Origin of the sequence: Pseudomonas sp. TH39(2020) (genome assembly GCF_016650715.1) — a bacterium.
Taxonomy (GTDB): Bacteria; Pseudomonadota; Gammaproteobacteria; order Pseudomonadales; family Pseudomonadaceae; genus Aquipseudomonas; species Aquipseudomonas mandelii_C.
The window spans coordinates 809086-832048 of sequence record NZ_JAEKFF010000007.1 but is presented as its reverse complement, the minus strand read 5'-3'; the positions used below and the strand labels follow the sequence as shown (position 1 = coordinate 832048).

The 22963-nt window shown below is 57.3% G+C and carries 22 protein-coding genes and 1 tRNA gene; 12 read left to right on the top strand and 11 right to left on the bottom strand.

Annotated elements, in window-relative coordinates; all coding sequences use genetic code 11:
• Nucleotides 1-193: 193 nt before the first annotated feature.
• From uca to JFU47_RS24220, 8 genes are all read left to right on the top strand, one after another.
• Nucleotides 194-3856, top strand: coding sequence for an urea carboxylase (gene uca / locus JFU47_RS24255; RefSeq protein WP_201186171.1), 3663 nt, complete (start codon nucleotides 194-196; stop codon nucleotides 3854-3856).
• A 25-nt stretch (nucleotides 3857-3881) separates the two neighbouring features.
• On the top strand, nucleotides 3882-5654 hold the full coding sequence (gene atzF, locus JFU47_RS24250; protein ID WP_201186162.1) for an allophanate hydrolase: 1773 nt from the start codon (nucleotides 3882-3884) through the stop codon (nucleotides 5652-5654).
• Between the two features lie 213 nt (nucleotides 5655-5867).
• Entirely contained in the window at nucleotides 5868-7355 is a 1488-nt protein-coding gene (locus JFU47_RS24245; RefSeq protein WP_201186153.1) for a sensor domain-containing diguanylate cyclase, read from the top strand.
• Nucleotides 7356-7361: 6 nt separating this feature from the next.
• Nucleotides 7362-7556 (top strand): cysteine-rich CWC family protein, encoded by a 195-nt coding sequence (locus JFU47_RS24240; RefSeq protein WP_008153014.1) that lies wholly within the window; start codon nucleotides 7362-7364, stop codon nucleotides 7554-7556.
• A 56-nt stretch (nucleotides 7557-7612) separates the two neighbouring features.
• The gene (locus JFU47_RS24235; RefSeq protein WP_140677431.1) at nucleotides 7613-8305 is read left to right on the top strand and encodes a pseudouridine synthase; all 693 of its coding nucleotides are present in this window, start codon (nucleotides 7613-7615) and stop codon (nucleotides 8303-8305) included.
• A 312-nt stretch (nucleotides 8306-8617) separates the two neighbouring features.
• Nucleotides 8618-9502, top strand: a complete 885-nt coding sequence (locus JFU47_RS24230) for an alpha/beta fold hydrolase (protein WP_140677433.1) — start codon at nucleotides 8618-8620, stop codon at nucleotides 9500-9502.
• 180 nt (nucleotides 9503-9682) lie between these two features.
• A tRNA-Gly gene (locus tag JFU47_RS24225) sits at nucleotides 9683-9756 on the top strand.
• 293 nt (nucleotides 9757-10049) lie between these two features.
• Nucleotides 10050-10610 carry a magnesium transporter gene (locus JFU47_RS24220; protein ID WP_140677435.1) on the top strand — a complete coding sequence of 187 codons (561 nt, stop codon included), beginning with the start codon at nucleotides 10050-10052 and terminating at the stop codon, nucleotides 10608-10610.
• Nucleotides 10611-10642: 32 nt separating this feature from the next.
• Here JFU47_RS24220 and JFU47_RS24215 read toward each other — a convergent pair whose 3' ends face one another.
• The 5 genes from JFU47_RS24215 to JFU47_RS24195 are packed head-to-tail and all read right to left on the bottom strand — an operon-like array spanning nucleotide 10643 to nucleotide 15680.
• Nucleotides 10643-10960, bottom strand: coding sequence for a cytochrome C oxidase subunit IV family protein (locus JFU47_RS24215; protein WP_123366811.1), 318 nt, complete (start codon nucleotides 10958-10960; stop codon nucleotides 10643-10645).
• A 13-nt stretch (nucleotides 10961-10973) separates the two neighbouring features.
• Nucleotides 10974-11687: a heme-copper oxidase subunit III family protein gene (locus tag JFU47_RS24210; protein ID WP_201186145.1), complete on the bottom strand. Its 714-nt coding sequence runs from the start codon at nucleotides 11685-11687 to the stop codon at nucleotides 10974-10976.
• A gap of 6 nt (nucleotides 11688-11693) precedes the next feature.
• Nucleotides 11694-12386 carry a cytochrome c oxidase subunit 3 gene (locus tag JFU47_RS24205; protein WP_201186143.1) on the bottom strand — a complete coding sequence of 231 codons (693 nt, stop codon included), beginning with the start codon at nucleotides 12384-12386 and terminating at the stop codon, nucleotides 11694-11696.
• Nucleotides 12383-14158: a cytochrome c oxidase subunit I gene (ctaD, locus tag JFU47_RS24200; protein ID WP_201187321.1), complete on the bottom strand. Its 1776-nt coding sequence runs from the start codon at nucleotides 14156-14158 to the stop codon at nucleotides 12383-12385. Before ctaD ends, JFU47_RS24205 begins: the two co-directional genes overlap by 4 nt.
• Nucleotides 14159-14207: 49 nt before the next feature.
• The gene (locus tag JFU47_RS24195; protein ID WP_201186141.1) at nucleotides 14208-15680 is read right to left on the bottom strand and encodes a c-type cytochrome; all 1473 of its coding nucleotides are present in this window, start codon (nucleotides 15678-15680) and stop codon (nucleotides 14208-14210) included.
• Nucleotides 15681-16118: 438 nt separating this feature from the next.
• Here JFU47_RS24195 and JFU47_RS24190 point away from each other — a divergent pair, with 438 nt between their 5' ends.
• Entirely contained in the window at nucleotides 16119-16460 is a 342-nt protein-coding gene (locus tag JFU47_RS24190) for a hypothetical protein (protein WP_140677443.1), read from the top strand.
• A gap of 79 nt (nucleotides 16461-16539) precedes the next feature.
• Here JFU47_RS24190 and tam read toward each other — a convergent pair whose 3' ends face one another.
• Both tam and JFU47_RS24180 read right to left on the bottom strand, forming a co-directional pair.
• The gene (gene tam, locus JFU47_RS24185) at nucleotides 16540-17310 is read right to left on the bottom strand and encodes a trans-aconitate 2-methyltransferase (RefSeq protein ID WP_201186139.1); all 771 of its coding nucleotides are present in this window, start codon (nucleotides 17308-17310) and stop codon (nucleotides 16540-16542) included.
• 102 nt (nucleotides 17311-17412) lie between these two features.
• Complete coding sequence (locus JFU47_RS24180) at nucleotides 17413-17742, bottom strand: YXWGXW repeat-containing protein (protein ID WP_082555838.1); 330 nt, start codon at nucleotides 17740-17742, stop codon at nucleotides 17413-17415.
• Between the two features lie 440 nt (nucleotides 17743-18182).
• Between JFU47_RS24180 and JFU47_RS24175 the strand changes: the two genes are divergently transcribed.
• From JFU47_RS24175 to JFU47_RS24165, 3 genes are all read left to right on the top strand, one after another.
• Nucleotides 18183-18686 (top strand): inclusion body family protein, encoded by a 504-nt coding sequence (locus tag JFU47_RS24175; RefSeq protein WP_046046162.1) that lies wholly within the window; start codon nucleotides 18183-18185, stop codon nucleotides 18684-18686.
• A gap of 124 nt (nucleotides 18687-18810) precedes the next feature.
• Nucleotides 18811-19350 carry an AidA/PixA family protein gene (locus tag JFU47_RS24170; RefSeq protein WP_201186137.1) on the top strand — a complete coding sequence of 180 codons (540 nt, stop codon included), beginning with the start codon at nucleotides 18811-18813 and terminating at the stop codon, nucleotides 19348-19350.
• Between the two features lie 123 nt (nucleotides 19351-19473).
• The gene (locus JFU47_RS24165; RefSeq protein ID WP_008152989.1) at nucleotides 19474-19884 is read left to right on the top strand and encodes a low affinity iron permease family protein; all 411 of its coding nucleotides are present in this window, start codon (nucleotides 19474-19476) and stop codon (nucleotides 19882-19884) included.
• Between the two features lie 46 nt (nucleotides 19885-19930).
• Here the strand turns inward: JFU47_RS24165 and JFU47_RS24160 are convergent, their stop codons facing one another.
• The 4 genes from JFU47_RS24160 to JFU47_RS24145 form a co-directional block, all read right to left on the bottom strand.
• Nucleotides 19931-20434, bottom strand: coding sequence for a DUF4142 domain-containing protein (locus JFU47_RS24160; RefSeq protein ID WP_140677450.1), 504 nt, complete (start codon nucleotides 20432-20434; stop codon nucleotides 19931-19933).
• A 73-nt stretch (nucleotides 20435-20507) separates the two neighbouring features.
• The gene (locus JFU47_RS24155; RefSeq protein WP_010462447.1) at nucleotides 20508-20666 is read right to left on the bottom strand and encodes a KGG domain-containing protein; all 159 of its coding nucleotides are present in this window, start codon (nucleotides 20664-20666) and stop codon (nucleotides 20508-20510) included.
• 117 nt (nucleotides 20667-20783) lie between these two features.
• Nucleotides 20784-22133 carry a sensor domain-containing protein gene (locus JFU47_RS24150; protein ID WP_201186135.1) on the bottom strand — a complete coding sequence of 450 codons (1350 nt, stop codon included), beginning with the start codon at nucleotides 22131-22133 and terminating at the stop codon, nucleotides 20784-20786.
• A gap of 85 nt (nucleotides 22134-22218) precedes the next feature.
• Nucleotides 22219-22857, bottom strand: a complete 639-nt coding sequence (locus tag JFU47_RS24145) for a LysE family translocator (protein ID WP_123366824.1) — start codon at nucleotides 22855-22857, stop codon at nucleotides 22219-22221.
• Nucleotides 22858-22963: the final 106 nt, after the last annotated feature.

The following is a 22963-nucleotide window of genomic DNA, read 5'->3' as shown; positions in this document are numbered from 1 at the left end:
CGTCAGCACATTCACCAATGATGTCGACTGATGCACCGCTTTCGCGAGCAGGCTCACTCCCACAGGGGTTCGGTGGTGTTTTGGAATGAACTGATGTTGCCGTCGGGGACGACCCTGGCGCCTATCGAAAAACTGCGGGACGGCCCGCATCCCAGGTCGAGGCTGATGCGCTATCGCCTCCGGGGGTTATGCCATGTTCGAAAAAGTCCTGATTGCCAACCGTGGCGCCATAGCCTGTCGCATCCTGCGTACCCTGCGTGAGTTGCAGGTCCAGGGCGTTGCCGTTTACTCCGAAGCCGATGCCGCCAGTTTGCATATCTTGCAGGCCGATGAAGCCCACAGCCTCGGTGAAGGCGCAGCCGCCGGCACCTATCTGGCCGTCGCAAAAATCCTCAACATCGCCAAATCCACCGGCGCCACGGCGATCCATCCGGGTTACGGTTTTCTCTCGGAAAACGCCGCGTTCGCCGAAGCCTGCGAAGCCGCCAACATCGCCTTCATCGGCCCGACGCCAGAGCAGCTGAGAGTGTTTGGCCTCAAGCACACCGCCCGCGCCTTGGCCAAGCAACACGGCGTGCCGATGCTCGAAGGCACCGAGTTGCTCGACAGCCTCGACGCGGCGCTGATTGCTGGCGAACAGGTCGGCTACCCGGTGATGCTCAAAAGCACCGCCGGCGGTGGCGGCATCGGCATGCGCGTGTGTCGCAGTGCGGCCGAGTTGAGCGAATCCTTTGAAGCCGTCAAACGCCTCGGCCAGAACAACTTCAGCGACGCCGGGGTGTTCATCGAGAAGTACATCCAGCGCGCCCGTCACCTGGAAGTCCAGGTGTTCGGCGACGGCCAGGGCGAAGTCATTGCCCTCGGCGTGCGCGACTGTTCGGTGCAGCGGCGCAACCAGAAAGTCCTCGAAGAAACCCCGGCGCCGAACCTGCCTGAAGGCATGGCCGAAGAGCTGTGTGCAGCGGCGATCAAACTGGCGAAAGCGGTGAATTACCGCAGCGCCGGTACCGTTGAGTTCGTCTTCGACAGCGAGGCTCAGCGTTTCTACTTTCTCGAAGTGAACACCCGTTTGCAGGTGGAGCACGGCGTCACCGAGCAAGTCTGGGGCGTGGATCTGGTGCGCTGGATGGTGGAACTGGCGGCCGGGGATTTGCCGCCGTTGAGCACGTTGAGCCAAGGTTTGAAAGCCGATGGTCATGCGATTCAGGCACGGCTCTATGCAGAAGATCCGGGCCGCGATTTTCAGCCGAGCCCGGGCTTGCTGACCGCCGTGAACTTCCCTGCCGCCGATGGCAAGCACCTGCGCATCGACACATGGGTCGAGGCCGGTTGCGAGATTCCACCGTATTTCGATCCGATGATCGCCAAGGTCATCAGTTGGGCGCCGACCCGCGAAGAAGCCGCTGCCGATCTGCATCAAGCGCTGGGCGACAGCCAGCTCTACGGGGTGGAAACCAACCGCGATTATTTGCGGCAGATTCTGCTCGATGTGCCTTTCGCCAGCGGTCAGCCGTGGACGCGTTGCCTGGAAGGCTTGGTGTATCAGGCCAACACGTTTGAAGTGCTCAGCGCCGGGACTCAGACCAGCGTTCAGGACTATCCCGGCCGCCTCGGTTACTGGGCCGTGGGCGTGCCGCCGTCAGGGCCGATGGACAGTCGTGCGTTGCGTTTGGGCAACCTTTTGTTGGGTAACGACGAAGGCGCCGCGGCGCTGGAAATCACCATGAGCGGGCCGCTGCTGCGCTTCAATTGCGAGGTGGTGGTGGCGGTCACCGGGGCAGTGATTCCACTGACCCTTAATGGTGAAGTGGTGCCCATGAACACGGCTTTTCTCGTACCGGCGGGCGCTACTTTGAGCCTTGGCACAATTGCCGGTGCAGGCGCCCGCAGCTATCTGTGCCTGCGCGGTGGCCTGCAAGTGCCGGATTATCTGGGCAGCAAAAGCACCTTCACCCTCGGCCAGTTTGGTGGACATGGTGGTCGTGCGTTGCGGGCTGGCGACGTGTTGCATGTCCTTGCTTTGAGCGATCGCAGCACCGGTCTTCAACTGCCTGTAGAACAGGTCACCGAGTTGTCCACCGTGCGGCAAATCCGGGTGATCTACGGCCCTCATGGTGCGCCGGAATATTTCACCGAAAACTACATTGGCACCTTCTTCGCCACCCAGTGGGAAGTACATTTCAACTCCAGCCGAACCGGCGTGCGGTTGATCGGGCCGAAGCCTGAATGGGTGCGTGCCGATGGTGGCGAGGCGGGTCTGCATCCGTCGAATATCCATGACAATCCGTACGCCATTGGGGCGGTGGATTTTACCGGTGACATGCCGGTAATCCTCGGTCCCGACGGCCCTAGCCTCGGCGGGTTTGTCTGCCCGGTGACGGTGATCGAAGCCGACCTCTGGCAACTGGGGCAGCTTAAGGCGGGGGATAAGGTGCAGTTCCTCCCGGTCGATCTCAAGACCGCCCGCAACCTCGTCTTGAAATGGAATACCCACTGTGGGAGCGAGCCTGCTCGCGAAAGCGGTGTATCAGACACATCAATGTCGACTGACACGCCCTCTTCGCGAGCAAGTCGAATCGTCGCACCGCCGCTCCCACAGGGGATTGTGTCGCCTGTGGTGTTGGATTTGGGCCAGGGGGATACGCGGCTGGTTGCACGGCTGTCAGGCGACACTCACCTGCTGCTGGAAATCGGCGCCCCCGAACTGGACCTGGTCCTGCGCTTCCGCGCCCACGCCTTGATGCAAGCCCTGGAAAGCCAAAACCTGCACGGCGTCATCGACCTGACACCCGGCATCCGCTCGCTGCAAGTGCACTACCAACCCGAACAACTGCCGCTGGCCGATCTGCTCGGCATCGTCGCCGGCGAATGGGACGCCGTGTGCGCCGCCAAGGACCTGCAAGTGCCCTCGCGCATCGTCCATCTGCCGTTGTCCTGGGACGACCCGGCCTGCCAGTTGGCGATCGAAAAATACATGACCACCGTGCGCAAGGACGCCCCGTGGTGCCCAAGCAATCTGGAGTTCATCCGCCGCATCAACGACCTGCCAAACCTCGACGAAGTGCAGCGCACGGTGTTCGACGCCAGCTACCTGGTGATGGGCCTGGGCGACGTCTACCTCGGTGCGCCGGTCGCCACGCCGCTCGACCCGCGGCATCGCTTGGTGACCACCAAATACAACCCGGCCCGCACCTGGACCGCGGAAAACTCGGTGGGCATCGGTGGTGCTTACATGTGCGTGTACGGCATGGAAGGCCCCGGCGGTTATCAGTTCGTCGGCCGCACTTTGCAGATGTGGAATCGCTATCGCGAGGTCGCCGCATTCGACGGCAAACCGTGGTTGCTGCGCTTCTTCGATCAGATCCGTTTCTACCCGGTCAGTGCCGATGAACTGTTGCGCACTCGACGGGATTTCCCACTCGGGCGATTCGATCTGAACATCGAGCACAGTCAGTTGAATCTGGCGGATTACCAAGCCTTCCTGACGAAGGAAGCCGAGAGCATTTCCGCGTTTCGTGATCAGCAAAAAGGCGCGTTCAACGCCGAACGCGAGCGCTGGATTGCCAGTGGCCAGGCGCATTTCGACAGTGAAGAACTTGTCCCGGAAGTGACCGACGACGCACCGCTGGCCAGCGGTCAACAGAGCGTCGACAGCCACATCGCCGGCAACCTTTGGCAGGTTCAGGTTGAAACCGGCAGCCGGGTTGCCGCGGGTGATGTGCTGGTGATTCTGGAGTCGATGAAGATGGAAATCCCATTGCTCGCACCCACGGCCGGAGTGGTACGCGAGATTCGTGTGCAACCGGGTTCGGCCGTGCGCGCCGGACAGCGTGTCGTGGTGCTGGAACTTGAGTGAACCCATTTTGAAAAGGATTAACGCCATGAACATCAATCTGCAACTCGACGCCCTGCGCAGCGCTTATCGCATCGGCAACATCACGTCCCGTGAACTGCTGCTGAGCCTGCGCGATAAAGCCGCGGCGTTGAACCCGGACTATCACCTGTTCATCCACTTGCTCAGTGTTGAAGAACTGGAACCGTACCTCGCGGCACTCGACGGTCGTGACATTGAAAGCCTTCCGCTGTTCGGCGTGCCGTTCGCAATCAAGGACAACATTGACCTGGCGGGCATTCCGACGACCGCTGCGTGCCCGGCGTTTGCCTACGTGCCCGAACGTTCGGCGACCATCGTCGAGCAATTGCTGGCGCTGGGGGCGATTCCGTTGGGCAAGACCAATCTTGATCAATTCGCCACCGGGCTTAACGGCAGTCGCTCACCCTATGGCGCGTGCCCAAACAGCGTGTTGCCGGAATATCCATCGGGCGGTTCCAGCGCCGGGTCGTCGCTGGCGGTGGCGCTCGGCGTGGCGAGTTTTTCCCTGGGCACGGACACGGCGGGTTCCGGGCGTGTGCCGGCGGCGCTGAACAATCTGGTGGGGTTGAAAGCCAGCAAAGGGTTGATCTCCACGGCCGGTGTGGTTCCGGCCTGCCGCACCCTCGATTGCGTGACCACGTTCACCGCGACTGCTCGGGAAGCCAGTCAGTTGCTCGCGCTCACTGCGCACCTTGATCCCCGCGATGAATACAGCCGTAGCAATCCGTTGTGGAATGACGGCTCGGCGTTTGGTGCGCCTCGCCCCTTCCGCTTTGGCGTGCCGCGTGCTCAGGATCTGGAGTTCTTCGGCTGCCCTGAAGGCCCGTTGTTGTTCGGTGATGCCATCGATCAGCTCAAGGCTTTGGGTGGTGACGCCGTGGAGCTGGATTTTTCACCGTTCCTTGAAGCGGCGCGTTTGCTCTATGAAGGCCCGTGGGTGGCTGAGCGCTACAGCGTCGCTGGCGAATTGATGGAGCAAAACCCTGAAGCCGTACTGCCGGTGATTCGTGCGGTGCTGGCCAAGGCTCCAGCGGTGAACGGCGTGCAAACTTTCCGCGCCCAGTACCGGCTGCAAGCCCTGAAAGCCCTGTGCGACCAAGCGCTGGACGGTCTCGACTGCGTGCTCACCCCCACCATCGGCCGCCCCGTCACGCGGGCGGAACTGGACGCCGAGCCGGTGCTGCGCAATTCGGAACTGGGCTACTACACCAATTTCATGAACCTGCTCGATTACGCCGCCGTCGCCGTGCCCAGCGGTTTCATGGGCAATGGTTTGCCTTGGGGTGTGACGTTGTTCGGGCGGGCGTTTACTGATCAGTATTTGTTGAGCGTGGCGGATGCCTTGCAGCGCCAGCAAGGTTTGGCGACACCGGTTCCGTCGGCTGTCGCACGCAATGATCGTGCGCGATTGGTGATGTGTGGCGCGCATCTGGATGGGTTGGCGCTGAATTGGCAATTGAGGCAGCGCGGGGCTCGACGGGTCGAGACGACGTTCAGCTCGCCGGACTATCAACTGTATGCCTTGGCCGGCGGCCCGCCGTTTCGTCCCGGGATGGTTCGCGTGAAGGACGGGGGTGTGGCGATTGCCGTCGAGGTTTGGGAATTGCCGAGCCATGAGCTGGGTTCTTTTCTGACCGGTATTCCGGCGCCACTAGGGTTGGGCAAGGTGCAATTGGCGGATGGGCGTTGGGAGAGTGGGTTTATCTGTGAGGCGTATGGCTTGGAGGGGGCCGCCAATATCAGCCATTTAGGCGGATGGCGTGCCTACCTCGCCAAATGATCGTTCCCACGCTCTGCGTGGGAATGCATCCTGTGACGCTCTGCGTCACGCTCGCGAAGGGACGCGGAGCGTCCCGGGCGGCATTCCCACGCAGAGCGTGGGAACGATCAACTCAGGGGCGTGTGTACGATCATTCGCCCTGCACATAGAGCAGTTATTTCCCGGCAGTGCCATTAGAATGCCTGCCATCGGGTCACTGCCAACGGAATCGTCATGCCGCTTCGCTCGCCGCTGTATTCGCAACGTTCGTTGGTCCTCACGCTGATCGCGTTGCTGGGCGCAGGCTTTCTCGCCACATCCTTGCTCAGTTACTACGCCTCGCGAGCGTCGATCCGCGACAACATCATCAACACCGAACTGCCGCTGACGTCGGACACGGTCTACTCGGAAATCCAGAAAGACCTCGTCAGACCGATCCTGATTTCCTCGATGATGTCCCGCGACACCTTCATGCGTGACTGGGTGGTAAACGGCGAGCTAGATCCCGAAAAAATGACCCGCTATCTCAACGAGGTCATGACCCACTATGGCGCCTACACCGCATTTTTCGTCTCTAACAGCAGCCTCACCTACTACCACGCCAAGGGCGTGCTCAAACAGGTCAAAGCCACTGAACCCCGCGATGCGTGGTATTTCCGCGTACGAGACATGGCCGATCCCTACGAGATCAATGTTGACCCGGACCTTGCCAACAAGGACAACCTGACCTTCTTCATCAACTACAAGGTCTATGACTACAACAACCGTTTCATCGGCGCGGCCGGTGTCGGTCTTACGGTGGATGCGGTGATCAAGCTGATCGACAAGTATCAGCAGCGCTACCAACGCAGTGTGTACTTCGTCGACAACTTCGGGCGCCTGGTGCTCACCGGAGCCGAGGGCGGTCCGCAAGGCGCGAAGATCGGGCAGAGCCTCGGCGAACTCGACAGCATGAAGGACCTGGTCAGCCAACTGCCCAAACCTCACAGCGGTAGCTACGAATATTCCGTCCGGGGCCAGGGACATTTCCTCAATGTGCGTTTCATTCCGGAGCTGAACTGGTACTTGTTCGTCGACAAACGCGAAGACGGCGCCCTCAGTGAAATCCGCCAATCGCTGTACCTCAACCTCTTGATCTGCCTGATCGTCACGCTGATCGTGCTGATCCTGCTCAACCGGGTGATCAAGCGCTACCAGGGCAAGATCCAGGCCCAGGCGGTCCTCGACAGCCTGACCGAGTTGCCAAACCGCCGCGGTTTCGACCTGTTGGCGGCGCAAGCCATGCACGAAGCCCAGCGCGAGCCCAAACCGCTGACCGCGTTGCTACTGGATCTGGACCATTTCAAGGCGTTGAACGACACCTACGGTCACCTTGCCGGCGATCAGGTGCTGATCGGCTTTGCACGGGATCTGGAGAGTTGCCTGCGCCACTCCGACATCGTCTGCCGTTGGGGCGGGGAGGAATTTATCGTGTTGCTCAAGGACACTGATGGTGAGACAGGTCTGATGATCGCCGAAAAAATTCGTCAGCATATCGAGCAACAGCGTTATGCCTACAACGATAATGCCTTGCAGCTGACCGTGAGCATCGGCCTGACCACCCTGCAGACCGATGACACCTTGCACACGCTGCTGTCGAGAGCGGATCATGCGATGTACCGGGCCAAGCAAGCCGGCCGTAACCGCACCTGCGTGGAAATGCCTCACTCCAGTTATGCATAACCCTACATGAATAAGCCAGATTTCTGCCCGGCCTGCGGCGCCTCCAACGACTGCACGCTGGCCGACCCGCGAACCGCCGATCGGGCCTGCTGGTGCTATGGCGTCAGCATCGACCCGGCGGTGCTCGAAGCGCTGCCGCCCGAACTGCGCGACAAATCCTGTTTGTGCCCACGCTGCGCGCAAGTCGAAGCGCAGCTGTAAGCAACCGCACAACCGATCACGTAAGATACGCGCCCCATTCCTACCGATCCCTCGTCATGCGCATTGACCGTTTTCTCAGCAACCTGCCGCGCTTCAACCGTAAGCAAGTGCGTCTGTTGCTGGTGGAAAAGCGCGTCAGGATCGACGGAAACATCGTCAGCGACCCTCACGCCGACGTACTGGAATTCAGCCGCGTGGAAATCGACGATGAGCTGCTGCAAGTCGGCAAGCCTGCACGCTACTTCATGCTGCACAAACCGCCCGGCTGCGTCAGTGCCACCCGCGATCCGCAACACCCGACCGTGCTCGACTTGATCCATGAGCCGGACAAGGAGGACCTGCACATCGCCGGACGCCTGGACTTCAACACCACCGGCCTGATGCTGATCACCAATGATGGCAGCTGGTCGCGACGCCTGACCCAGCCGCAAACCAAACTGCCCAAGGTCTACTACGTAGAGACCGAGCAAGAGATTGGCCCGCAATACGCATTGAAATTCATCGAAGGCCTGTACTTCGCCTTCGAAGACCTCACCACCCAACCCGCCGAGCTGGCCGTACTCGGACCAACCTCCGCACGACTGAGCATCGTCGAGGGCCGTTATCACCAGGTGAAGCGGATGTTCGGCCATTTCGACAACAAGGTGCTGCGCCTGCACCGCGAAAGCATGGGCCCGCTGGTGCTCGACAGTGCCCTGAAACCGGGCGAGTACCGCGCATTACGCACTGAAGAGATTCAATTGTTCTAAGCAGACGACCGCTCAGCAGAAGTTGTCGAACAATTTGCCAAAGATACTTGCGCGATGACGTGACCCCTGCTTGAATCAGGACGTCGGCCGAAATGTGACCGACGAGTCACAACATACTTCTAAGAAACTTTTTGCCGGTAGAGAACCCTCAGGTTCCGCTTTCCCCCGGCAGACTGCCCTCCAATAACAATACCCGTCGACCGGCCTGCATTGGATCGACATGGGCTCCAAAATTCCAGGCGTATGCCTACCTGTCACAAAGCTCGTGCAATCTCATTTGCGCGCATACCCGCTTGCTTGGAGTCTTATGACATGAGGCCAGAAATCGCTGTGCTGGATATACAGGGTCAGTATCGGGTTTACACGGAGTTCTATCGCGCAGACGCCGCTGAGAAGACCATTATTTTGGTCAACGGCTCGATGGCCACGACTGCGTCGTTTGCACAAACCGTGAAAAACCTTCACCCGCAGTTCAATGTGGTCTGCTACGACCAGCCCTACGCGGGCAAGTCGAAAGCCCACAACCTGCACGAGAAATTGCTGACCAAGGAAGTCGAAGGGCAGATCCTCCTGGAGCTGATCGACCACTTCGCCGCCGAACACGTGCTGTCGTTTTCCTGGGGTGGCGCCGCGACCCTGGTCGCCCTGGCCCACCAGCCACGGCGCATCGAAAAAGCCGTGATCAGTTCGTTCTCCCCGGAGATCAACGCGCACATGCTCGACTACCTCGAGCGCGGCATCGATTACCTCGGTAGCCGGGACGGTGACCGGGTCGGCAACCTGGTGAACAGCACCATTGGCAAACACCTTCCGACGCTGTTCAAGCGCTTCAATTATCGGCACGTCAGCTCTTTGGCCGAGCATGAATACGGGCAGATGCACTTCCACATCAGCGATCTGCTGCACAGTGATCGCCAGTGCTTCTTCAAAGCCGCGGAGAAAATCAACGTGCCGGTGCTGTTCATGAACGGCGAATGGGACGAGTACACCGCTGCCGACGGCGCCCGATTGTTCGCCAACCACGTGCAGGACGCCACCTTCAGCACCCTGCAGGCCACCGGCCACTTTCTCGACATGGAGCACAAAGCAGCTTGCCGAGACAGCCGCAACGCACTATTGGGCTTTCTGAAACCTTCGCAACACGAAAGCCGACCGCGTTATCACTACGTCCAGAACCAACATGCATTGGCCATTTGAAACAGCGTCATCGCGAGCAGGCTTCGCCCTACAGTGTTGAATGCGTTCCTGTAGGAGCAAGGCTTGCCCGCGATAGACCGCCACCCGGTCTGTGTCTTGTTTCACCTGCGCTAAAGCCGTCGCACGCAAAGAAAAACTTCATTTCTACGCCCACATCTGGTACAAAGTCAGCCGCTCTGAGCGGGTGTCGTATAATGGCATTACTCCAGCTTCCCAAGCTGATAACGAGGGTTCGATTCCCTTCACCCGCTCCAATCGAATTTGGTCTCACGTCAGGAGGGTTTTGACGAGAGATGCAGGAACACAAAAACCGGTCCGTTGTGACCGGTTTTTTTATGTCCAGAATTTAGGGTGCCGGGGAACCTGCCGGGAGCATCAGACCGCATGCTTCCCGTCCCCATGCCTGAATGATATGCAGTGCTATACTTTTTTATGGCTTGAATGAAGCGCACAACGTTCCCCACAGGTACTGATACCGACTGCAAATCTCGACTGGCAGCTACAAGACAAAGGAGGTCTACGGCAAGCACGAGATGGGAGGTGTGGCATGAATCGACACTATTACATCAGCAATAATCTCGACGATCTTGAAGCCGTTGAAAATGAACTGGAAGCCAGCGGCATCAATTCCGAACAAATTCATGTGCTCAGTCAACACGTTGCCGATGTTGAACAACATCACCTTCACGAAGTTAACTCGTTAATGGAACAGGATGTTGTTCGCTCTGGCGAAATTGGTGCAGTGATCGGTGTGCCACTCGCGGCGCTGGTTCTTGGCGGCGCCTATTGGCTGGGCTGGACCGAATCCGCCGCAGGCTGGATGCCTTTTATCTTTCTTGCCATTGTTGTATGTGGCTTCTGCATCTGGGAAGGCGGTTTTTTTGGTATTCAGGTGCCAAACACTCACTTCCGCAGTTTTAAACAGGTGGTAGGAGAGGGAAAACATATTTTCTTCGTAGATGTCGAGCCGGCTCAGGAGTCGGTATTGGACGGGGTTATCGAACATCACCCAGCGCTGGAGATTGCCGGCACGGGAACCGCAGCCCCCCACTGGACAGTGGCCTGGCAGCACAAATGGCATCAGTTCAAGCGAGTGATATCGGGTTAGCCCCTGGAGACTGAAGGCCATCCGGAAGCTGCTTATTGGCCGAAGGAAATGACCCGGCTGAGGAAAACATAGTCCGCCTCGGTGGCCATCAGTCCGACGAGTACCAGCAAACACAAAGGTGGCACCAGTATGGCGTAGACCATGGCCAACCGTTCCCAGGCCATATGCATGAAGATGGAGACAATTAAACCTGCCTTCAACAACATGAAAGTAATAATCAGGGACCACCTGAGGTAGCCCTGGAAGTGAAAATAGTCGACAAGATACGACATCGTACTGAGGACGAATAACAGCCCCCAGATTTTGAGATACAAACTAATCGGATGTTGTTGACCCTGAGCATGTGCCATCACCCGTGCTCCTCTACCATAAATAGAAGAAAGCAAAAATAAACACCCACACCAGATCCACGAAGTGCCAGTAAAGCCCGGCTATCTCGACGTTCTGATAGTTCCCGGAGCGCTCATAATCTCCCCGCATTACTTTCAACGCCACAATGCTGAGGTAGATGGCGCCGATTGACACATGCAGCCCGTGAAAACCGGTAATCATGAAAAAACTCGCACCAAATTGCGCCGCCCCCATAGGGTTCCCCCAGGGACGCACCCCTTCTGCGATGAGCTTGCTCCATTCGAATGCCTGCATGCCGACGAAGGTCACACCCAAGGCAGCGGTCGCCAGCATCAGGGCTGTGGTTTTCGCACGATCACGGCGATAGGCGAAATTGACTGCCATGGCCATGGTGCCGCTGCTGCTGATCAGCACAAAGGTCATGATGGCGATCAGAATAAGCGGGATTTCTCTACCGCCGATCGTCAATGCGAACACTTCACTGGGGTTCGGCCAGGCGGTGGTGATGGTCATGCGTACCGACATGTAGCCGGTTAAAAAACAGGTGAATATAAACGTATCGCTGAGCAGGAATATCCACATCATCGCCTTGCCCCAGGGGACCTGCTTGAAAGCCTCCTTATCCGAGGACCAGTCGCTGGCGATGCCCTGCCATCCTGCTGCAGGCGGCAAGCCGGGGGGATTGGATGAACTGGACTCGCCTGGGGCGGGTGAATGCGATGCCATGGCTTTTCACCTCAGGCCGCAGAATCTGGCGATGGCTTCATAGGTTTGCGGCGTGCTGGTCAGCAGAGCGAATAGCACGAACCAAAGACCCAGTAAGTAATGCCAATAGATGGCGCACAGCTCCACGCTAGCGCTGAGTTGCGGCAGCGGCACATGACGCAGGAATTTGGCGACGGTTCTGCCCCAGGCGATCAACCCGCCCAGCAGGTGGAGCCCATGCACACCGGTCAACAGGTAGAAGAAGCTGTTGGCCGGATTGCTGGCGACAAAGTAGCCCCAGGCGACAAACTGCTGCCAGACCCAGAATTGCCCCACCAGAAAGGCAATTGCAAATACGCCCCCCAATACAAAGCCAATGACCGTTGCGTCCAGTCGAGCCTGTCGCGCGGCCATGCGTGACCACTGCAGTGCGACGCAACTGAACACCAGAAAAGCCGAATTCAGCCATAACTGCCAGAGATTGGCTAACGGTGCCAAGGGCTCTGTCAGGGGTAGCCAGTCGGTCATTTGTGAACGGGCGATAAAGGCGAGCAAGAAGAGAAAGAATAACGAACTCACCACGACCAGAAATAAGCGCAGGCCTATTCTTGCGGTTTGGTTTCGGTCGGCACCCTCGCCGGCCTGAATACCCTCCGGATCGCGATTCCAGCTGCCGCCGGGGTCAGCGCCGTCGGCGTTTCTCAATAGCAACCTGCTCATGTTTTAACGTCCGCTATCTTGGTTCCGGCACTCAGTTGCCGCATCTGCTCCAGCTCCTCGGCGGAGACTGTTTGCGGAACGAAATCCTGTTCTATCCCCGGCACACTGTAGTCATAGGCCCAGCGATGCACGACCGGCAGCTTGGCTCCCCAGTTACCGTGTATCGGCGGGGTGTTCGGTGTTTGCCATTCCAGACTGGCCGCGCCCCAGGGATTACTGCCTGCGGGTTTGCCCTTAAATGCACTCCAGGCCAGGTTGAACAGGAACAGCAACTGTGAAACGCCGACGGTCAATGCGATCACCGTAATGAAGGCATTCAACTCTTGCGCTGACTGCGGGATGAACGCGTAGTTTTCATAGGCGTAGTAGCGGCGTGGCATGCCCTGGAATCCCAGGTAGTGCATGGGGAAGAAGATGGCGTAGGTGCCCAGAAAGGTAATCCAGAAATGCAACTTGCCCAGGGTGTCGTTCAACATGCGCCCGGTGACTTTCGGGAACCAATGATAAATGCCACCGAACACCACCAGTACCGGTGCAACCCCCATGACCATATGAAAATGGGCTACGACGAAATAGGTGTCCGAGAGCGGGATATCAACGATCACATTGCCCAGAAACAAGCCGGTCAGACCGCCGACCAGGAAAGTGACGATAAAGGCCAGGGCAAACAGCATCGGCACAGTCAGATGAATGTCGCCGCGCCACAGGGTCAGCACCCAGTTGTAGACTTTCAGTGCGGTCGGCACCGCGATGATCAAGGTGGTGGTCGCGAAGAAAAAGCCAAAGTACGGGTTCATTCCGCTGACATACATATGGTGCGCCCAGACCACAAAGCTGAGTACGCCAATCGCAATAATGGCCCACACCATCATTCGGTAGCCGAAGATATTTTTACGCGCATGCGTGCTGATCAAGTCGGACACCAGACCAAACGCAGGGAGAGCAACGATGTAGACCTCCGGGTGGCCGAAGAACCAGAACAGGTGCTGGAATAATATCGGGCTGCCGCCCTGGTGATCGAGCGACTGCCCCAACGAGACCATCGCCGGCATAAAGAAGCTGGTGCCCAACAGCTTGTCAAACAGCATCATGACCGCACTGACAAATAACGCCGGGAAGGCCAGCAAGGCCATGATCGAGGCCATGAAGATTCCCCATACGGAGAGCGGCATGCGAAACAATGTCATGCCGTGCGTGCGCGCCTGCAACACCGTGGTGACGTAGTTCAACCCGCCCATGGTGGCTGCGACAATAAAAATCGCCAGTGAGACAAGCATCAGGACGATGCCCCACTCGACCCCTGGTGTCCCCTGAGAAATGGACTGTGGCGGATAGAGCGTCCAACCCGCACCGGTGGGGCCGCCGGGAACAAAGAAACTGGAGAGCAGCACGAGTACCGCTAGCAGGTAGAACCAGTAACTCAGCATGTTGACGTAGGGGAAGACCATGTCGCGGGCGCCCACCATCAGCGGGATCAAATAGTTGCCGAAGCCCCCCAGAAACAAGGCCGTCAGCAAATAAATGACCATGATCATGCCGTGCATGGTCATCGCCTGATAGTAAGTACTGGCGTCCATGAACGCCAAGCTGCCGGGGAAGCCTATCTGTATGCGCATCAAGTCGGACAACACCACGGCGATAAGACCCACGAACAGAGCCGTCAAGGAATATTGAATGGCTATGACCTTGTGGTCCTGACTCCAGATATATTTGGTCAGGAAGCTTTTGGGTTCGTGTAGTGCTTCTGTTTCGGCTTGCTCCGCATAGGCCATCACGTCATCCTCCTGTCGAAGTTTCGGTGCATTCCTGGCTGCTTTACGGCTACTTCCCTGGTTGCGTCTTGCTCGCATCAGCGTCGGCATTCGCTTTGGATTTGATAAAAGCGATCAGTGCGTTCAGGTCCTTGTCGCTCGGAGTAAAGGCCGGCATGACGGCCGCGTAGCCCTTGACGATTTTGGCACCGGGATTAAGAACCGAATCTTTTATATAGTCCTCATCGACCTTTATGCTCGTACCGTCGGCAAGGGTTTCTGCCTTGCCATACAGGCCCTGCCAGCTGGGGCCAACACCCTTGCTGCCATCGACACTGTGGCAGGCCAGACAGCCGAGCGACTGAGCCAACTTCTGTCCCTGTGCCGCCAAGTCGTCACCTGGGCTCGACGCTTCGCCGGGAGTAGGTTCTTTGTCTTGCTGCCCGGCACCGAGTGATTTGATCAGGGCGACGAGCGCACCCAGTTCATCGTCATTGAGAGTATAGGTCACCATGACCGGCGGGTAGCCTTGTACCAGTCGGGCCTTCGGATCGAGGATCGACTCTTTCACGTAGGCCTCATCGACGAGCACGCTGGTGCCATCGGCAAGCTGTTCAGTGCGGCCGTACAGGCCCTTCCATCCCGGGCCGAGACTGGCACTGCCATCCTGGCTATGGCAGGCACTGCAGCCGAGTTTTTCGACCAACTGGCGACCTTTTTCCAGCACGCTGTCCCGACTGGGTTTGGCAGCTGTCGTTAATGTTTGCGCAAAAGTTGGTTGGCTGTTCAGCCATTGATCGAAGGCATCCTGTTCTTCTACGATCATATGGCCGCGCATATTGTAATGACCTACGCCACAATATTCAGCGCAAAGGACTTCATATTTCCCCGTTTTAGTCGGTGTAAACCAAAAGTACGACACCATCCCTGGCACCATGTCCATCTTGCTGCGCATTTGTGGGACATAGAAATCGTGCAGCACATCTTTAGAGCGCAGTAAAACTTTTACCGGCTTATCGAGCGGAAGGCGAACGTCATTGTTTATTATAAGTACATCGTCCTGCCCAAGAGGATCCTTGGGGTCGAGGCCGAAGGGATTGGTGGAATCAACAAACTTAATATCCGATTTGCCCAGCTTCCCGTCCTGGCCGGGAAAACGAAAGGCCCATTGCCACTGCTGAGCAACCACTTCAAGTTCATAAGCATTTTTCGGCACCCGGATAAAGTCACTGTAAACAACCAGGCCTGGCGCCAACATCGCGGCAATAGCTACCGAGGTCACGATAATCAACCATGTTTCCAACTTTTTATTTTCTGGCTGGTAGGCCGCCCTGGCACCTTCCTTGTGACGGAAACGTATCACGGCCACCGCCATGAACAGGGTGACGGCGATGAAAAATATTCCGCTAATGATCAGGGTGATGAACAGGGTGGTGTCTATTGACCCCCAGTTGGACGCTGCCGGTGTCGCATGCCAAGGCGCTAATATATGGAACAGCACTGATGCAATAACGATTAGTACAAGAATAATTGCCATTGCCATTTTGCTTTCATCCTATTCCTGTTACTCATCGGCATGCATAAGCATCGCCACAGAACAACATCGTCAAATCCGTACTAATCTGACGCCAAAACAGGCTAGACAAATACCACCTATCTTTGTGGCAAAGTCCGCAGGAAGTATAGTTCATGGCCGGAACAAGCGCTTTTCGCTGAAAAGCCTTATTGCCTGGATATTCCAACTTCAGCATCAACTTGATCACTTAAAACCTATTCGCTATATATAACTGTAACTCTTCAGCAACACATTTCGCCTGAACGACAGTCGAGTAAGCGGGGCCCGGTTGCCAGCTATAATTAGGTCTGATTACGGAAGGCAAAGATCGGCAAGCGCCCGCAAAAGTCTTTGCCTATGCATAGCGGTCAGACAAGTGACGGCCAAGAGCTACAGCGTCCAGCCGTCCACAACGGAGATTTCGTCATGAGTGCCTTGACGATCGAAGGCTGGTGCAAAGTCAACGGAGAACAAAAGTCGACCCCTGTGGGTGAAATCCATTTTTACGTCGATGGCCCCCTCCATCGGGGTCTGGAGCAAGCTGAAGAACGCCTGCAGAAGACCCATGAGCGTGAAGCCATGGTCGATGTCGACATGGACACACTGGAGTTGAACTTGCCGGAGGGATACGGCCCTTTATCCGACTGCCAAATGCGCGTCTATATACACAACGAACGCGGTCAGTTCCATTTGGTCGGGCATCGAGCGAGTGATGGAAGCTTGATCTATAGCAACGCGGTTTTGATTGATCAGCTGATTGACGCCTAGCTACGACGGAATTCTCGGCCATTGGTACGCGAAAGGGACAGACGAAAAGAGCGGAATCTGTCCCTTTTTCATTAATGCATCAGCGCGTCGCAACGATAAACAACCGTGGGAACGGCAGCAGCACTGAACCATCGGTCAACTGCGGATAGGCCAGCTCGATCGCGGCCTGATACTGCTTGAGATACTGCGCCCGCTCCGCCTCATCCAGCGGATCAAGAAACGGCCGCAATCCGCTGCCCTTGAACCACTCGACCACACCAGACGCGCCGCCAGCAAGTGGATGATGGTAAGTCGTGCGCCACACATCGACACGGGAACAGTGGGCTCGCAGCATCGAGTAATAACCACTGGCATCTGCCATCTCCGTCCGCTGCCCGGCGGCGCCCGCCAGTTTGCCTACCCATGGACCATCGGCTGCAACTTCGCGCATCAAGCGATGCGAAGGTTCGTTGAGATTGTCCGGCATCTGGATCGCCAGGCTGCCACCAGGCGCCAGCTTGCTCGCCAGTGCAGGCAGCAACTTCGCGTGATCAGGTAACCACTGCAACACCGCGTTGGCGAAAATCACATCGAACGGGCCGTTTTCATTCCAGGTATCAATATCAGCCGTATCGAATTGCACCTGCGGCAAGCGCTTGCGGGCGGCCTCGATCATATCGGTCGAACTGTCCAGGCCACGCACCGCGGCATTGGCGAAGCGCTCAACCAGCAACTCGGTGGAATTACCGGGGCCGCAACCGATGTCGATTGCCGAGCGCGCGTCTACAGCAGGGATTGCGGCCAGCAGGTCACGGGCGGGACGTGTGCGTTCATCTTCAAAAGCGACGTATTGTTTGGCGGACCAACTCATTGCGTTCTCCTGTCGGTGCGTTGTCATGGGCAGGGCAGATAACAGTCCGCTACGATACGCCGACCGATGTGCTCTGCCCTATCCGACCTATGGCGAAAGATGTCAGTTGACCCAGCCCCCTCGTTGCCAATACCAGCCATTATTACGCTGCTCCCAGTGGGGATGCACATAACGATAGCCCGGTCGTTCCGGTACCCAGTGGCCATGAACAGCGACATAACGCCCACCTTCCCAACGCCAGTATCCTCGGGACCAGACGTACCCCGGACGCGCCACAGGCTCTACTTCGATTACGCGTTCCGGTGGCGGCTGCGGTGCAATGACTTCAACGTACTCATGCTGCACCGGACGCCGCTCATGAACGACCCGCTCCTGCACACAGCCGGACGCTGCGAACATCACCGCCAATAACGCCATATAACGTAACCACATGCTGCCTCCTCAGGCTTGACCGCCGCATTGAGTGAATCAGCAAAAATCCCCCCTTTTCCAGCCACGCTCCTGCTTGGCTAATTGATCTTGTAGCAGGTCGTATCTGTCTATTACCTGAACTTGTATGACTTGGCACCGACATAACAACGAGAATTTGAATGAGCATTTTTTATCGCAAAATCTTCTGAAGTCATAACCAAACCGACCGTTCGTCGAACTAGAAGCCAAGCAATTTTGACAGCCTAAAATTCACATCTATAGTCCAATCGCGGCCCGTCGGAAGGAACCCGAACCCGTTAGTTTGCACGCAAGGAGCAAGGCCAGCTCATGCCCGTGACAGGTGGGTTCCGCCCGTAGTGTGTTCGCAACGGCCGTAAGGCAAGCAAGCGTTGTTGTGCCTGGAAGATGCCAGGCATTCACTATGAACAAGGAGCTTTACTATGTCTCGAGTCACGGATGTACTTGTTTCAATCGACACTGAAACCATTCTGAAAAACTACCCGAACATCAGCAAAAACCCTGCCTCGCCGACGTTAATCGACGTCAATCATGTGTACATGGTGACCAATCAGAACAACGTGGTCAGCGGCCAGGCCGGTGGCGAACTTAACTTGAAAGCCCAGGTAGGCGACTTGATTCGCTGGCGTGAAACCAGCCTGTCGCAGAGCTTCGAGACTGCAGTGATTTTCTACAAGTTCATCGGCAATGTCGGCAACGAGTTGATCTCCACACCCACGCCCCGCAAGGCTACAGCGTGCGTTGCCGTTCCCAACACCAGCAACCCGTCGGTACCGAGCTGCCAGAAAGTCGACAACCATTACTGGTCTTCAGAAACACTTTCGTGCGGTAGCGTGACCTACCACTTCCACTTCCTGATCGTTGATCGCGACTGCAAGATCGTAGGCTGCTGCTCGTGGGATCCGTTCATTACCATCCGTAACTGACGATGACCAGGCCCCTTGGCGACGAGGGGCCTGCCGAGTTCGTTGCCGCTTCGGCCGGGACGGGATGTCTTGCTTGAACCGATGCGGCTGCCGTCTTGAATCAACATCATGAAAGGAATCCATGATGACTTCCGAACCGATTGCCTTCCCCTCGGCGAGTATTGCGCCAGCCAATAATGTGCTACTGATCGTCGATGCCGAATCACTGCTTTCACGCTATCCGCAACCCAGTCTTGAGCCGAAAAATCCGACCGGGATTGAGGAAGGTTTAATCTTTTCCATCAGCGATACAAATCTCACACAAAGTACAATTAATGACAGCTTAATGACGCTTGCCGCAAATAACGGAAAGAACTTCCATATCCGTGGCAGGACCGTCAGCTTGCTCGCCGAACACAGCGTAGTGTTCTACGAGATGTCTGTAGGTGATGCCGGGGTACTTTCACCGCCTGAACTGGTGGTCCACGCAAACCTGACAGTCCCCGCACCCGATCCCGAAAACCCGACCCAACCGGGCAGCCACACGGCCGATGATCATTATTGGCACTGCACGCAATTGGCGGCTGGGGTAGCGGCGTGCGAACTGAAATTCATGCTGATCAATAAAAGCTGCGAGGCATTGGGGTACTTCAGTTGGACGGTGGACGTGAAGTTGGCGGAGTGAACAGAAATCCAAAAAAACCGGCCTCAAGGGCCGGTTTTTTTATTGAATATGGAAATGTAATTAGAATTTCCAACACGCCGTCGCTGTCTGAAAATCAGGCGCATCCCTATAAGGAACACGGCTATGAAATTCGCAAAAGTCGCTCAGAAACTTGCCCTGTGGGCGGGCAGCCCCAAGACGTTCATGGGGGCGATCATTCTGATTTTTCTGTGGGGTCTGAGTGGGCCGATTTTTCACTTCAACGACACTTGGCAACTGATCATCAATACGTCGACCACCATCATCACCTTCCTGATGGTGTTCCTGATCCAGAACACCCAGAACCGCGATACGGACATTTTGCATTTGAAGGTCGATGAGTTGCTGCGGGTGACGAAGGAGGCGCAGAACGCGATGCTGGGGCTTGAGGCGCTGGACCTCAAGCAGTTGGAAGCGCTGAGAAAGCAGTATCGGCAACTTGGCGAGGGCGAAACGATTTCTCTGGACGGTACCGTCGTCCAGGAAAAAGGTAAGCAGGATTTGAATGAATGCTGATCGGGATCATCGCGGGTGGCCCGAGGTCACCCGCGTACTTCGTGGGTTAGCGACTGGCTTGCAGCGCCTTGGCCATTTGCAGATGGCTCTGCAATTTTGGCAGGGTTTCTTCGGCGAAGGCTTTGATTTCAGGCACGTCGGTGGTCTGCGCTGCCTGTTGAAGCTGTTCGATGGCTTCCTGGGTGGTTTTCACCTGACTGGCCGCGTAGGCCTGGTCGAAGCTGGCGCCGTCCTGCACTTGCGGCATCAAGGCTTTGGCTTTATCGACTACCTCTTCGCGCGGGGCCACCGGCAAATCCAGCTGCTTGGCGATTTTTGCCAGATGCTGGTTGGCGGTGGTGCGGTCGTTGATGACGACAATGGTGTAGTCCTTGACCTCTTTGGATTCGGTTTTCTGGTGCGCCAGGCGGCTGGCTTCGATATCGGCCATGCCTTTGGCCGACGCATCGTTAATGAATTCGGCGGGGGACTGGGCAAAGGCACTGCAGGCAAACAGGCCCAGTAACGTAGCAAAACTGGCATTGCGTAATCGGGTGGCCATCCGGCTCATGGTCGCGCCCTCCTCCTAAAAAATTCAAACGGGAGCTTACGCTCCCGCCTCTCAATCAAAACTACCTTCACCGCTACTTCGATTTCTGACCACCTTTGCGGCCCATATCGGGTTTCGCAGGGTCTTTATCGACGGTCGTGGTGGTAGTTTTCCCACCTTTGCGACCCGCTTCAGACGCCTTCGTTCGATCGTTGGCGAAGTTTCCCGAGTTCGAGTTTCTTGAATTAGGCATGATTCTCTACCTCTTGGTGATGATCGCGGCGAGCAGGAGCCCGCATAGAATCAGAATTTCGATCACCGCAAAGGTTTAGAAAAGTTGAAATCGCCGCGACGAACGGTGGCAGATTTTTCAGGTCCCGAGGCGTTGATGATGTTGGCGCTTGACGGCGTACATGGCCTCATCGGCATGCCGGAACAACTGCTTTTCTTCAGTGCCGTCGTCGGGGTATCGCGCAACGCCGATACTCGTCTGGATGATCAGGCTGTGGCCGTCCAGACGCAGGGGCTGAGCCAAAACCTGTCGGATTTTTCCCGCTACGCTGTCGGCGTCTTCCGAAGCGTGGATGCTGTGCAACAACACTACAAACTCATCACCGCCGATGCGCGCCACCGTGTCGGTTTCTCGCACGCAGCCTTTGAGACGATTGGCGACAGCCTGCAGCAGCATGTCGCCGACCGCATGACCGTGGGTGTCGTTGACTTGCTTGAAGCGGTCGAGGTCGACGTACAGCAGTGCCATTCGGCCGGAGTCCGCCCGCGCCAGCGTCAGAGAATCTTTAAACCGGTCACGGAGTAACTCTCGGTTGGGCAGCTGAGTCAGTTGGTCGTACTGGGCCATGCGCTGCAGTCTGGCATGCAATTGCTTGCGCTCAATCGCTGTGGCGACCTGGGCGCAAACGTATTGCAGCAGTTCCTTGTCCTGCTCGGTGTAGCGCTCACCACCGGGCACGCTTTTAACAATCAGCGCACCGATGGTGCCGTTTTGTGAACTCAACGGCACACCCAGCCAGCAAGGTGAATGCCGGCCCGCGACCAGCGCCTCAAACCCTGCCAGTGGATTGTCCTGATCCGGGGTCAGCAGAATCGGCTGGCCGCTGCGAATCACCTCGGCGCAGAGACGTCCGGTGATCGTTCCGGGCTGCTCGGGTTGCTGCTCATGGTCGTTGACGTGATAGGGGAAACTCAGCTGTGCACAGTGTTCGTCATACAACGCCACGGAGAAATTCAGCGCCGGCAGCCATTCACCGATGATCAAATGGACGCGTTTGAACAGCGCCAGTAAATCTTCCGCCGCGTGGGCGGCTTCGGAAATCGCATACAACGCCGCTTGCCGGGATTCGGCCTGCTTGCGTTCAGTGATGTCGCGCGCCACGGCGATTCGCAGTTGGTCGACCTCCGACCAGCGCGCCGACCAGAGAATGTGCACCACTCGGCCATCTTTGCGCAGGTAGCGGTTTTCGAAATTGAGCTTGGGGTCGCCGCCCATGATCTCCTGCGCGGCATCGAGGGTGCGCTGACGATCGGCGGGGTGCACCAGATCGATCATCGACTGGCCGATCAGCTCTTCGGGGGTATAACCGAAAATACGCTCGCAGGCCGCGCTGACAAATACGAAGCGACCTTGTTTGTCGACCGCACAGACGGCGTCCAGCAAGAGATCGATGAAGCTCGCCAACGGCGCGGAATTTCTGGTTGCCATAGTGCGGTGAGCGTGCCCGGCCAATGCAGCAATAAAGAATCTTCCCTGCCCCATCAGTACAACTGACGCCTCCTTGCAATCAGCCTCACGCCTTGTTCGTCACCAGCCCCGGTAATGCATGCGCCAGGGCATTGATGGCGAATCCGATAAACATCACCCCACACAGCCGGGTAATCGCCAGTTCATGGCGTTGATACAAGGTACGGACCTGTCGCGCACCAACGATCCCAATGAGGATAGCGTAGGCCAAAAGGCCACCGACGAAGCTCAGGACAATCAGCCACGGCAGCATCGACCAGTGCAGCAATTCGGCACGGCTGGACAGCAGCGCCGTAAAAGTCGCTACCGCCACCGGGTAAGCCTTCGGATTGGTCAGGCCAAACAGAATACCGTGCCAGAACGGCTGCCGCGCCGGGCCTTGAGGGGCTTCGTCACTGCTGCGACGAGCGCGAACCGCGCGCAGACCGAGCCAGAACAGGTACAGCCCACTGAGTACTCCCAGCACATCGAATGCGGTACTGCCGATTTCCCGCGCACCGACAATCGCGATTAACGCAGTGCTGCACCAGACCACATCCCCCAGCAAATGCCCGCAGAGAAACCCCGCCCCGGCCCTCCGACCACGCGCCGCACCGATGCCGAACACCGCCAACACACCCGGCCCCGGCGTGATGCCGTAGATAAAGCCAGAGGCGAGAACAGCCATTAGCAGCGATGGGGTCATTGGACGTCCTGTTGAGCCGGGGTGAATGCACGCAAGTCTATCTCAGGTCCCCGCGGCCCGACTGACTGATCGTCGAAGAACTTCATTCCCACATAGGGCCGTTGCC